Here is an 11,622-nt window from a genome sequence, read left to right on the forward strand (position 1 = left end):
CGTGTTTTAGGAAGAACACCATCATGAGTGACCTGCACATACCCGGCACCCAGTCCACGCCCGCCATCCAGGGCGACTGGCAGGCCGGACGCCTGTCCATGCAAGGCGATTCCTACCCGGAAAACTCCTATGAACTGTTCGGCCAGGTGATCGACTGGGTCGAGCGCTTCCTCGCCGACGGGCAGCGGCCGCTGGAACTGGACCTGCGCCTGCTGTACCTGAACACCAGTTCGATCAAGGCCATGATGGACATCCTCGACCTGCTCGAAGAGGCCCACCAGGGCGGTCGCCCGGTCAGCCTGCGCTGGCACTACGACCGGCGCAACGAACGGGTCGCCGAGCTGGCCGAGGAGTTCCGCGAGGACTGCAGCTTCCCCTTCGCCATCCAGGCCCACGACGAGTAGCCGACGATGAGCCGCGAACGCGAACTGGACGCCTGGATCGACGGCCTGCTGGCCGATCCGCAGTTCCACGGGCATCCGCTGCACCAGGCGCTGGCCCGCCTGCGCCAGCAATCGCTGGAGCAACTGGTGCGGCTGGAGCGCATCGCCCGGATCTCCGACGGTTTCCAGTCGATGGCGCGGGAGCAGAACCTGTCGCTGTCCGAGCGCTACCACAAGCAGCTGCGGCGCCTGGAAAAGGTGGCGCGGATCTCCGACCGCTACCAGCAGATGATGCGCGACCTCAACCTGGCGCTGAAGGAAGCCTCGATCCGCGACCCGCTGACCGGCCTGCCCAACCGACGCATGCTGCTGGAGCGCCTCAGGGAGGAGAACGAACGCTCCCAGCGCCACGGCCAGAGCTACGTGCTGGCAATGCTCGATGTGGACTTCTTCAAGCAGGTCAACGATACCTGGGGCCACGACAGCGGTGACCGGGTGCTGGTGGAAATCGCCCGGGCCATGGAGTCCGAGCTACGCGAATACGACCTCTGCGGCCGCTGGGGCGGCGAGGAATTCCTCCTGCTGCTGCCACAGACCCGCCTGCAGGACGCCGGCCCGGTACTCGAGCGGGTGCGCGACAGCGTACGGACCCTGGCGGTACGCGTCGGCACCGAGGCGCTGAGCGTCACCGCCAGCGTCGGCGTTACCGAACACCGCATCGGCGAAACCTATTCGCAGACCGTCAATCGCGCCGACGCCGCACTGCTCGACGCCAAGCGCAGCGGCCGCGACAAATGCGTGTTCGCCGCGCTCCCGCCGCTTCCTGCCCCTTCCCGCCCGGCTCCAGCGCGCTGAGCCTCCTCAGGCGTCCAGCCGCTGCGGCCGCACCTGGCCTCGGCTGAGGTCCACCAGCAGCGCCTGAAGCGCCTCGAAGCGCGCCACCGGCAACTCCAGGGTCAGGACGACGCCGTCGGCGCCGTAGTCTTCGGCCGCCACGCTGGCGCCCAGCGCCAGGCTGCGCGCCTTGAGCAGCGCGTGGTCGGCGAAGGCACAGGCGAAGCGCACCCGACAGCGCTCGACCAGCTCGCTGCGCGGCGCCTGCTGCAGGCACTTGGCCGCGCCGCCGCCATAGGCGCGGGCGAGGCCGCCGGTGCCGAGCTTGATGCCACCGAACCAGCGGCTGACCAGCACCGCCACGCAGTCCATGTCCTGTCCCTCGATGGCCGCCAGGATCGGCCGCCCGGCGCTGCCGCCGGGTTCGCCGTCGTCGCTGAAGCGGTACTGCGCGCCGCACTTCCAGGCCCAGCAGTTGTGTCCGGCGGAAGCGTCGCGGTGGGCGGCGATGAACGCCTGCGCCTCGTCCTCGTCGGCCACCGGCGCGGCGATGGTGTGGAAGCGGCTCTTGCGGATTTCCTCGCGGTATTCGGCGAGGCCTTGCAGGGTGCTCGGCATCGCGTTCAGGCCGCCGGCGGGGTCAGTCCGCAGCCCTTGAGGATGATCCGCACCAGGTTGTCGGCGGCGGCGGCGAAGTCCTGCCTGGACATGCGCTTGCGGCCGGTGACCAGGCCGATCTGGCTGGCGAAGTCGGCGTAGTGCTGGGTGCTGCCCCAGAGCAGGAAGATCAGGTGCACGGGATCCACCGGGTCCATCCGGCCGGCGGCGATCCAGGCCTCGAATACCGCGGCGCGGCCGCGGAACCAGCTGCGGTAGTCCTGGTTGAAATGCGCGGTGAGGCACTCGCCGCCGCTGATGATCTCCATGGCGAAGATCCGCGAGGCCAGCGGGTAGCGGCGGGAGAACTCCATCTTGGCGCGGATGTAGCGGGCCAGCGCCTCGGCCGGATCGTCGTCGACGCCGAGGGTGTTGAAGGTACTGTCCCAGAGTTCGAGGATGTTGCTCAGCACCGCCGTGTAGAGGCCCAGCTTGTTGCCGAAGTAGTAGTGCAGGTTGGCCTTGGGCAGGCCGACGTTCTGCGCGATGGTGTTCATGCTGGTGCCCTTGAAGCCGTGGCGGGCGAACTCCTCCTCGGCCGCGGCGAGGATCGCCTCCTCGTTCTTCTGGCGGATGCGCCCGGCCGGCTTGTCGCGGGCGGCCGGGTCGTGGGCGGGCACTGTCAGGGTCATGCGCAGGTTTCCATCGGCGTGATCCCCGCGTTGATACCCCAGCCCGGCCGCGGGACACAAGCCAGGCGCGGAAAAATTTGCAAACGCCCGTATCAACCCAGCGGCTTGCGCCAGCGCGCCAGGGCGCCGCCCTTCGCGCTGGCCTGCGCCGCTTCGGCAACGCGCTCCTCGGGCAGCAGCAGGTTGAGCAGGATGGCGGTGATGCCGCCGCTGGTGATCGCCGAGTCGAACAGGGTCTTCACCACCGCCGGCATCTGGTCGAGCAGGGTCGGCTGCGCGGCCACGCCGAGGCCGACGCCGAACGAGGCGGCGATGATCAGCACGCTGCGGCGGTCCATCGCGGTCTGGCCGAGAATGCGGATGCCGGCGGCGGCGACGCTGCCGAACATCACCAGGGTGGCGCCACCGAGCACCGGCTTGGGGATCTGCTGGAGGATCGCGCCGACCCAGGGGAACAGGCCGAGCGCCAGCAACACGCCGCCGATATAGATCCCGACGTGCCGGCTGGCCACCCCGGTGAGCTGGATCACCCCGTTGTTCTGCGCGAAGGTGGTGTTCGGGAAGGCGCTGAAGGTGGCTGCCAGCAGGCAACTGACGCCGTCGCCGAGCACCCCGCCGCGCAACCGCTGCAGGTACGCCGGTCCCTCCAGGGGCTGCCGCGAGAGCATGCAGTTGGCGGTCAGATCGCCGACTGTCTCGATGCTGCTTATCAGGTAGATCAGCGCCACCGGCAGGAAGGCCATCCAGTCGAAGGCGAAGCCGAAGCGGAACGGCTGCGGCAGGCTGACCAGCGGCAGCTCGGGCAACGCCCGCGGAACGAACAGGCCGGTCGCCCAGGCCGCCAGGGTACCCAGCGCCAGGCCGATGACGATGGCGGCCAGGCGCAGCCAGGGCAGGCGCGAGCGGTTCAGCAGGACGATGCTCAGCAGCACCAGCGCGCCCAGCGCGAGATTGGCCGGTGCGCCGAAGTCCGTGGCCCCGGCTCCGCCGCCGAGGTCGGTGATGCCGACCTTGATCAGGCTGACGCCGATCAGGGTGATGACGATGCCGGTGACCAGCGGCGTGATCACCCGGCGAAGATGGCCGAGGAAACGACTGAGGACGATCTGCACGAAGGCGCCGAAGAAGCACACGCCGAAGATCATCGCGAGGATCTCCTCGGGACCGCCGCCGCGCTGCTTCACCAGCATCCCGGCGGCCAGCACGGCGCCGAGGAAGGCGAAGCTGGTGCCTTGCAGGCAGATCATCCCGGCGCCGATGCCGAACGGCCGGCGCGCCTGGATCAGGGTGCCGGCGCCGGAAACCATCAGCGCCATGCTGATCAAGTACGGCAGGTGCTCGCCGAGGCCGAGCAGCGAGCCGATCACCAGCGGCGGAGTGACGATGCCGACGAAGCTGGCCAGCACGTGCTGTAGCGCGGCAAGGAAGGCGGGAAGCGGGCGCGGCCGGTCGTCGAGGCCGTAGATGAGGTCGTTGGGGCGTTGGTCTTCGCTATGCATCGGGCCGTCTCAAGTGGCGCTCCTCGGACAGGAGGAGGTTGCACGGCTTCTGCAAAAAGCTGTCCAGGTGATCAGCTTATTCCTGCCGCTCAGGCTGCAAGGCGCGCCCGGCGTGGGTCGAGCGGACAACGGGAGGCAAACGCAAGGACGAAGAAGGCGACCGTCGCGCACCGTGCCGATGCACGGCGCGCAATGACGGGGCGCGCTGGCGGGGCCCGGCCGGCAGCCCCGCGCGACGGACTCAGAAGTGGTACTTGACCAGGAAGCTTGCGGTGTTCTGGTCGGTGGTGAAGTACTGCGAGTCCTTCACACCGTACTTGTCGGACCAGTAGTCGTACTCCAGGCCCACGTACAGGTGCTTAGGCTCGTAGCCGAGGGCCTTGCCCAGGTCGTACTTGACCTGTGGGTTGAAGTGCAGGTTGGCGTGATAGTCGCTCTGGTTGCGGCGGCTGGTGCTGGCGCTCTTGTTGTTGATCACCCAGTCCATGTAGCCGTCGATGAGGATGTCGGAGTTGCCCACCGGAATGGTGTAGGACCACACCGGGGTGATCTGCCAGGCGCCGGCGCGCACGCGGTTGCCGTCGGGCTTGCGGTAGTAGAAGTTGAGCTGGAAGTAGTCGAAGCCGGGGATCGCCAGGTCGAAGCCCGGGCCGAGCAGGTAGGCCTCGGTGTCGCCTTCGCCGAACTCGTAGGTGCCGGCCAGCAGCACGTCCTTCACCGGGCCGAAGGAGAGGTCCGCTCCGGTGAGCTTGCCGAAGCTCAGGCGCGGAGTGATCTCGCCGTAGTAGGTGTTCTTGCCGTTGCTGGCGTCTTCCTTGCCGTTGTAGTTGATCTGGTCGAAGAAGATGAACAGGTCGCCCCAGGTCCAGCCGCTGGCATGTTCCAGGGTGAAGGTCTGCTGGATCGGCGGGTTGATCTTGAAGTTCTTGCCGTAGAGGTAGGTCAGGCTCTCGTTGTGCCAGAGCAGCGGCCCCGAGTCGGTCTCGTGGGTCGGCGTCATGTCATGGTCTTCGGCGACAGCCTGGCCTGCGGCCAGTAGCCCCCCGGCTAGCATCACGGTGGCGAGTGTGCGGCTCATTGAAACGCTCCTGGAGTGAATAGCTTTTCTTCTAGTGGGCGAACCTGTCCGAGCGGTCAGGCCTCGCCATGGATAGCAAGAACGAAGCCAAGACGGCGCGGGCGCTTCGCCGGGTTTCCTGCGGCGAAGGGAACGCCTGTTTTTTCAGTGTTTTGGACAAAGGCGGCGAAATGCCTCCAACCTCTCTACGACGGCAAAAACCTGACCCCAAGGACAGTTTTTGCCTTGCACTGGTGCGTGGTCGGGAGGGGCGTGCTCGACTTTGGGTTGGCAGCGCGAAGAAAACTGGATACACAAAAACGATTTGTGACAAAAAGAATCAGCAGACTTTTGTACACAAAACAGTGCGTGGTCTTTCTACACATTACCGCCCCGGCGTTCGGGCGAGAAGCGGCGCGGATGATGCCAGAGACGGCGGGCGGAATTCATCCCCGAATGGGGTTTTTCGTCGGGTTTCAGGACACCCGGACGTAAATTCGCCAGGGCCTGGGAGACTCCGGTGGCATGACATCCAGAAGGCGCTCTCGATGTTGCGTAGCGGAGCGCGCTCGAGTACGGGTCGCCTGGCAGCCTATGCCTGCCGGGTCTTCTTGCTTCGTCATCCGCAGGGTGGATACGCCTTGGGCATTATCCGCCGGACAGGTCTCCCCGCCTCACCCACATGGGTCCCCTCACCACACCGCGATCTGCGAATCGGTGCGCGGCTCGGTGCCGCCACAGAGCACGCCGCTGGCCGGGTCGCGCAGGACGATCTGGCCGCGCCCGTAGCTGGTCGAGTCGTAGGCGATCTCCACCTGGTGCCCACGCTGCGCCAGCTCCGCCGCCAGCGCGCGCGGCGCGGCATGTTCGATGCCGACGCGCAGCCCGCCCAGCCACTGCCAGCGCGGCGCGTCGAGGGCAGCCTGGGGGTTGAGGCCGAAGTCCACCAGGTTCATCACCATCTGCACGTGGCCCTGCGGCTGCATATAGGCGCCCATCACGCCGAACGGGCCGAGCGGCACGCCGTCCTTGCTGAGGAAACCGGGAATGATGGTGTGGAAGGTCTGCTTGCCCGGCTCCAGGCAATTCACGTGGTCCGGATCGAGGCTGAACTCGGCGCCGCGGTTCTGCAAGGCGATGCCGGTGCCGGGCACCACCACGCCGGAGCCGAAGCCGTGGTAGTTGCTCTGGATGAACGAGACCAGGTTGCCCTCCTCGTCGCCACAGGCCAGGTACACCGTGCCGCCCGGCCTCGGCTGGCCGGGGCTGGGATCGAGCGCGCGCTCGCCGATCAGCGCACGGCGGCTGGCGGCGTAGTCCTCGTGCAGCAGTTCCTCGACCGAGACCCGCATCGACTGCGGCTGGCTGATGTAGTGCAGCCCGTCGACGTACGCCAGCTTCATCGCCTCCAGTTGGCGATGCCAGGTCCGCGCGCAGTCGCGCTCGCCGAATTCGAAGCCCTTGAGGATGTTCAGGGTCATCAGGGCGATCAGGCCCTGGCCGCTCGGCGGAATCTCCCAGACGTCATAGCCACGGTAGTTCAGCGAGATCGGTTCGACCCACTTCGCCTGGTAGCCGGCCAGGTCCTCCGCGCGCAGGTAGCCGCCGCTGCGCTCGGCGTGGCCGACGATGGCCCTGGCCAGCTCGCCGCGATAGAAGCTTTCGCACTGGCTGCGCGCCAGCTCGTCCAGGGTGTCGGCCTGGCCCGGCTGGCGGAACACCTCGCCGGCGCGCGGCGCCCGGCCGTCGATGAGGAACTCGTCGAACCAGGCCCGTAGCTCGGGCCGCTGCGGCAACGCCGCGCGGAACTTGTCCAGGCCGCTCTGCCACAGGCGGGCGATCACCGGCGAGACCGGAAAGCCATCGCGAGCCAGCTCGATCGCCGGCCGCAGCAGTTGTTCGAACGGCAATTTGCCGAAGCGCCGCGACAGTTCGCCCCAGGCCGCCGGACAGCCCGGCACGGTGACCGGCGTCCAGCCGTACAGCGGCATCCGCTCGTGGCCGGCGGCGCGCACCCGCTCGCGATCGAGCAGGCCCGGCGCGCGCCCGCTGGCGTCCAGGCCGTGCAGGCGTCCGCGGGTCCAGACCAGGGCGAAGGCATCGCCGCCAATCCCGCAGCCGGTCGGCTCGACCACCGTCAGCGCGGCGGCGGTGGCGATCGCCGCGTCGATGGCATTGCCGCCACGGCGCAATATCTCCAGCCCGACCTGCGCCGCCTGCGGCTGCGAGGTGGCGACCATGCCGCGGCGGGCATGGACCGGCGAACGTTGCGAGGCGTAGGGAAGCGCGTGGGCGGAGAAGTCGAGCATCGGCGTGGGCTCCGGGAAACTTGAGGCGGCAGGTTAGCCCTGCCAGACTCTGCCGACTAGCGACACGACGCCAAGTCATGACGATGAACGGACAGCCTGCGGAACTGCACCGCCCGATTCCCACCCTCGCCCGCCTGCCACGGCCGGTCTACGCGCGCGCCGAAAGCCTGCGCGCCGGCTCTTGGACCTCGCGCCACCGGCACGCCTGGGTACAGCTTTCCTACGCCATCAGCGGCGTGCTCGGCGTACATACCGCCGAGGGCAGCTTCTTCGCCCCGCCGCAGCGGGCGATCTGGATTCCGGCGCAACTGGAACACGAGGTGGTCACCTCCACCCGCGCCGAGATGCGCAGCCTGTACATCCGTGGCGACGCCTGCGCCTGGGCGCCGACGCGTTGCCGGGTGCTGGAGGTGACGCCGCTGGCGCGCGAGCTGATCAAGAGTTTCTGCGAGTTGCCGGTGGACTACCCGGAGGGCGACAGCGCCGAATCGCGGCTGGTGCAGGTGCTGCTGGACCAGTTGCGGCTGCTGCCGGAGGTCGCCTTCTCCCTGCCGATGCCGCGCGAGCCGCGCCTGCTGCGGCTGTGCCAGGCACTGATCGACGAACCGACCCAGAGCCTGACCATGGGCGACTGGGCGCAGCGCCTGGGCACCTCGGAAAAGACCCTGTCGCGCCTGTTCCAGCGCGAGACCGGGATGAACTACCGGCTCTGGCGCCAACGCCAGCGCCTGCTCGCCTCGCTCAACGCGCTGGAGGCCGGCGACAGCGTCACCGGCGCCGCCCTGGACAGCGGCTACGACTCGACCTCGGCCTATATCGCCGCCTTCAAGGGACTCTTCGGCTTCACTCCCGGCGAACTGTTCCGCCAGCGCTGAGCCCGGCGAAGGGCCCAGCGCGCGGGGCTCAGAACACGTCGATGGGATAGTCGACGATCACCCGGTATTCGTCGATGTCATTGTCCACCGCGCTGTAGCCGCCGGTGCCGCGGTGGGTGGCCCAGCGCAGGCGCAGCGAGAGGTCCTTGGCCGGACCGCCCTGGACCACGTACTGCAGGTCGAGGTCGCGTTCCCAGTGCTTGGCGTTCTTGCCGTCGGCGCTGTACCAGCCGCCGTAGCCGGGGCTGTCCGGATCGACCCGGGTCAGGTCCAGCTTGCCGCGCGAGTACGAGGCCGAGGCGCTCAGGCCGGGTAGGCCGAGGGCGACGAAGTCGTAGTCGTATTGCAGCTTCCAGGACTTCTCGTTGGGACCGTTGAAGTCGGAATACTGCTGCGAGTTGTCGAGGAAGATGCTGTCGCCCTGGTTGATGTAGTCGAACGGCGTGTTGCCGTTGACCTTCTGCAGCACCGCGGTGACGGTGTGCTGCCTGTAGCCGACCGCGAAATGCAGGCTGTAGGTGTTGTTGTCGATCCGGCCGAGCAACGAGTCGCCGCTGTCGACGGTCTTGTAGTAGTGCGCGCCGGGGTTCAGCGACCAGTTGTCGTCGATCTCGTAGGTGTAGTCGACGTCGGCGTAGTACTGCTTCCAGACGTTCTGCAGTTCGGCGGCGTACAGGCTGCTGGTGAAGCCCTCGATGCCGCCCCAGGTGCCGCCCAGCCAGCTGAGATGATGGCTGTCGCGGTCGCCCGGCAGTTCGCCGTAGTACGAGCCGAGGCGACGGTGGCCACTCTGGTTGTAGTACTTGGTGAAACTGACCTGGCCAGCCGTGAGGGTCAGGTCCTCGAAACTGTTGTTGGTCAGGCTCACACCGCGGAAGGTCTGCGGCAGCATGCGCGACTCGCCGCCGGCGACCACCGGGTTGCTGAGGAACTGGTCGCCCAGCTTCAGCTCGGTGTCGAAGGCGCGGATCTTCAGCGCCGCCCCGCCACTGGAGAACTCATCGGGCGCCTTGCCGGATTCGTAGCCTTCCTTGCTCGGCGAGGTGATCGGCAGGATGCTGGTGCCGCCGGTACCGCCGCCGCCGTCGAGCTTCAGCCCGAGCATGCCGTAGGCGTCGACGCCGAAGCCGACCACGCCGGGCGTGTAGCCGGACTGAAAGGTGGCGATGAAGCCTTGCGCCCATTCCTTGCTGTCGTGCCCGGAAGCGTGCCGGCGGTCATGGTTGAAGTAGTAGTTGCGGGTCAGCAATTGGAGGCTGGAGCCTTCGATGAAGCCTTCTTTGGCTTCCCCCTCATCGGCCCAGGCGGCGGACGCGGTGCACAGCGCCAGCGCCATCGGCGTCAAGGCGAACAGATTCCTCATTGCGGTTGCTCCTTCTTACAGCGTGGTGAAATCCGGCAAGGCCGGAAAGCGTGTTGTGGTGTCGTTCCCGGCGACGCTTCTGCTGGCGTCGCGCGGGCGATCGCTCCCATGGGGCGCCCAGCCGGGCGCAACCCGAAAAAAAAGGCCGCTGGTATCAGCGGCCTTGAGAAGACGTCGAATAGGAGCAATCAAAGTTCGGCGTCGGGAAGTCTTGCCAGTGTATTTCCGGACACTGGAAACCGGCTGAAACGCAGTCGGACTCTTCTATTGAAAGTCTCTTCGACTCATCGGGCTTTAGGCTTTCCACGTCCCGCTCTTGCATGGCGAGATCGATGAAGACAGAACGAATATCGTCGACAGCCAGCGACAATTATCCATTGAGCTGGCGCGATTATATTTTTTTGCCACTATCGGAAAAACCCGATATCCAACGAAAGTCTTTTACATATTCTGCAAGAATTGTCCGAACGGTCAGGAAGGCAAAAAAAACGCCGCATATCATATGCGGCGCAAGGACAGGGTACCCAGGCTCACGCTTCCCGAGTACCCGGGGGAAGCCATGGCGCGGCTGGCGCCATGCGCTAGATCAGGAGTCGCTGCGGGCCCCGGCCTGCGCGGCGGAGGCGGAAAGTTCCTGCTGGTGCTCGATGGCCTGCTGGTTGGCGTCGACCATGCGGTTGGTCATCAGCGAGGACTCTTCGGCGAAACCGGCCTGGGAAAATGCGAGGGAAAACAAACTGAGTATGGCGGCAGCAAGGATCTGGCGATTCATGGCGGGTCTCCGATGACACCCTGTTCACTTGGGACAGGCGCCATATTAGTTAACCGCCATGCTCGGAAAAATAGCCAAACAGACGAGAGAGTATTACCTCAATAACAACAATCCTTCACTGTGCCCAGTAACTTGAACTTTGCATGGTAGTTTCGTCGCGGGCGAATGCCTGGGGAAGTTCCTGTTGCAACAGATCGACCCAGGTGCGGATCTTCGCGTCCAGGTAACGCCGCGAGGGATACAGCGCATAGATGGTCCGCTGGTGCATGGCATGGCCGGGCAACACCCGTAGCAGCTCGCCGTTGCGCAGCGCCGCGGCCGCCACGTAGCTGGGCAGCAGGGCGATGCCGAGGTCGGCCTTGGCCGCCTGGGCCATGACCTCGGCGACATTGACCATGAAGGTGTTCTGCGGGCTGACGGTGCGCTCGCCCTGCTCGTCGGCGAAGATCCAGCCCTCCGGGTAGGCCGGGTCCTGCAGGCGCAGGCAGACGTGGCGCTCCAGGTCGTCCACCGAGCGTGGCACGCCGTGCTGCTGCAGGTAGCCGGGACTGGCGCAGAGCACGCTGTGGATGCTGCCCAGGCGCTGGGCGACGAACTCCGAGTCGGGCAACTGGCGCTCGCCGGTGATCAGCACATCCTGGCCTTCCTCGAGCATGTCCGGGTTGCGCTGGGACAGGGTCAGCTCGATCACCACGTCGGGGAACAGTGCGCCGTAGCGGGCGATCATCGGCACCAGGTGATGCTGGCCCATGCCCATCAGCGACTGCACGCGCAAGCGGCCGCAGGGGCGGATGTGCGCGCCGGCGGCTTCGGCCTCGGCGACCTCGATGTCCTCGAGGATCCCGCGGCACCGTTCCAGGTAACGCTCGCCGGCTTCGGTCAGGGCCAGGCGCCGGGTGGTGCGGTGCAGCAGGCGCGTCTGCAGGTGCGCCTCCAGGTCGGAGATCAGCCGCGATACCTGCGCGGTGGACAGGTCCAGGGCCTGGGCGGCGGAAGTGAAGCTGCCGCTGTCCACCACCCTGGCGAACACGCGCATGCCTTGCAATGTGTCCACTATTACCTCGGTTGCAAAACAGATTCGTAAATTGGTCGGATTTTCCCTGACGCCGGGCTGCCTATACTGGCCGCCGTCGCCGTAGCAACGCCGGGCATACCCTGCCCGGCGTCGGGGCGGATGGCCCACCCGCCGTCCGCTCTCCTTCCCCCCGCACAGACTCTGCTACGGCGGCGCCCCCTTCCCC

11 protein-coding genes are annotated in these 11,622 nt (G+C 66.8%); 3 read left to right on the top strand and 8 right to left on the bottom strand.

Translation table 11 applies throughout. The features are described 5' to 3' along the window. The first annotated feature begins 23 nt into the window (after positions 1-23). Both siaC and siaD read left to right on the top strand, forming a co-directional pair. A complete protein-coding gene (gene siaC, locus FHW81_RS19290; RefSeq protein WP_003083913.1) occupies positions 24-404 on the top strand; it encodes a biofilm formation regulator SiaD modulator protein SiaC in 381 nt (126 codons plus the stop codon). A gap of 6 nt (positions 405-410) precedes the next feature. Then, positions 411-1,238 (top strand): biofilm formation regulator diguanylate cyclase SiaD, encoded by an 828-nt coding sequence (siaD, locus tag FHW81_RS19295; protein WP_003083910.1) that lies wholly within the window; start codon positions 411-413, stop codon positions 1,236-1,238. A gap of 6 nt (positions 1,239-1,244) precedes the next feature. Here the strand turns inward: siaD and FHW81_RS19300 are convergent, their stop codons facing one another. From FHW81_RS19300 to FHW81_RS19320, 5 genes are all read right to left on the bottom strand, one after another. After that, a complete protein-coding gene (locus tag FHW81_RS19300) occupies positions 1,245-1,835 on the bottom strand; it encodes an IMPACT family protein (RefSeq protein ID WP_003102213.1) in 591 nt (196 codons plus the stop codon). A 5-nt stretch (positions 1,836-1,840) separates the two neighbouring features. After that, on the bottom strand, positions 1,841-2,506 hold the full coding sequence (locus FHW81_RS19305; RefSeq protein ID WP_003083903.1) for a TetR/AcrR family transcriptional regulator: 666 nt from the start codon (positions 2,504-2,506) through the stop codon (positions 1,841-1,843). 92 nt (positions 2,507-2,598) lie between these two features. Then, on the bottom strand, positions 2,599-4,005 hold the full coding sequence (locus tag FHW81_RS19310; RefSeq protein ID WP_003102211.1) for a uracil-xanthine permease family protein: 1,407 nt from the start codon (positions 4,003-4,005) through the stop codon (positions 2,599-2,601). Between the two features lie 241 nt (positions 4,006-4,246). Further along, positions 4,247-5,083: an outer membrane protein OmpK gene (locus tag FHW81_RS19315; protein WP_003102209.1), complete on the bottom strand. Its 837-nt coding sequence runs from the start codon at positions 5,081-5,083 to the stop codon at positions 4,247-4,249. Between the two features lie 671 nt (positions 5,084-5,754). Continuing rightward, positions 5,755-7,371 (bottom strand): gamma-glutamyltransferase family protein, encoded by a 1,617-nt coding sequence (locus FHW81_RS19320; RefSeq protein ID WP_003102206.1) that lies wholly within the window; start codon positions 7,369-7,371, stop codon positions 5,755-5,757. A gap of 77 nt (positions 7,372-7,448) precedes the next feature. On the opposite strand from FHW81_RS19320, the gene FHW81_RS19325 reads away from it, so the two are divergent. Further along, positions 7,449-8,246, top strand: a complete 798-nt coding sequence (locus FHW81_RS19325; RefSeq protein ID WP_003083886.1) for an AraC family transcriptional regulator — start codon at positions 7,449-7,451, stop codon at positions 8,244-8,246. 28 nt (positions 8,247-8,274) lie between these two features. On the opposite strand, the gene FHW81_RS19330 is transcribed toward FHW81_RS19325, so the two are convergent. The 3 genes from FHW81_RS19330 to FHW81_RS19340 form a co-directional block, all read right to left on the bottom strand. After that, positions 8,275-9,609 carry an OprD family porin gene (locus FHW81_RS19330; protein ID WP_003112647.1) on the bottom strand — a complete coding sequence of 445 codons (1,335 nt, stop codon included), beginning with the start codon at positions 9,607-9,609 and terminating at the stop codon, positions 8,275-8,277. Positions 9,610-10,195: 586 nt separating this feature from the next. Further along, a complete protein-coding gene (locus tag FHW81_RS19335; RefSeq protein WP_003083879.1) occupies positions 10,196-10,381 on the bottom strand; it encodes a hypothetical protein in 186 nt (61 codons plus the stop codon). A 115-nt stretch (positions 10,382-10,496) separates the two neighbouring features. Continuing rightward, complete coding sequence (locus FHW81_RS19340) at positions 10,497-11,435, bottom strand: LysR family transcriptional regulator (protein ID WP_003121631.1); 939 nt, start codon at positions 11,433-11,435, stop codon at positions 10,497-10,499. Positions 11,436-11,622 lie beyond the last annotated feature (187 nt).

Source organism: Pseudomonas sp. RC10-4-2 (assembly GCF_050433085.1).
In the GTDB taxonomy this organism is placed as follows: Bacteria; Pseudomonadota; Gammaproteobacteria; order Pseudomonadales; family Pseudomonadaceae; genus Pseudomonas; species Pseudomonas aeruginosa.

What these genes read in the sequence shown, in the direction of transcription:
- FHW81_RS19320 (WP_003102206.1), bottom strand. Translation starts at nt 7,371, where the DNA reads ATGCTCGACTTCTCCGCCCACGCGCTTCCCTACGCCTCGCAACGTTCG.
- FHW81_RS19330 (WP_003112647.1), bottom strand. Translation starts at nt 9,609, where the DNA reads ATGAGGAATCTGTTCGCCTTGACGCCGATGGCGCTGGCGCTGTGCACC.
- FHW81_RS19315 (WP_003102209.1), bottom strand. Translation starts at nt 5,083, where the DNA reads ATGAGCCGCACACTCGCCACCGTGATGCTAGCCGGGGGGCTACTGGCC.
- FHW81_RS19305 (WP_003083903.1), bottom strand. Translation starts at nt 2,506, where the DNA reads ATGACCCTGACAGTGCCCGCCCACGACCCGGCCGCCCGCGACAAGCCG.
- FHW81_RS19310 (WP_003102211.1), bottom strand. Translation starts at nt 4,005, where the DNA reads ATGCATAGCGAAGACCAACGCCCCAACGACCTCATCTACGGCCTCGAC.
- FHW81_RS19335 (WP_003083879.1), bottom strand. Translation starts at nt 10,381, where the DNA reads ATGAATCGCCAGATCCTTGCTGCCGCCATACTCAGTTTGTTTTCCCTC.
- siaC (WP_003083913.1), top strand. Translation starts at nt 24, where the DNA reads ATGAGTGACCTGCACATACCCGGCACCCAGTCCACGCCCGCCATCCAG.
- siaD (WP_003083910.1), top strand. Translation starts at nt 411, where the DNA reads ATGAGCCGCGAACGCGAACTGGACGCCTGGATCGACGGCCTGCTGGCC.
- FHW81_RS19300 (WP_003102213.1), bottom strand. Translation starts at nt 1,835, where the DNA reads ATGCCGAGCACCCTGCAAGGCCTCGCCGAATACCGCGAGGAAATCCGC.
- FHW81_RS19325 (WP_003083886.1), top strand. Translation starts at nt 7,449, where the DNA reads ATGACGATGAACGGACAGCCTGCGGAACTGCACCGCCCGATTCCCACC.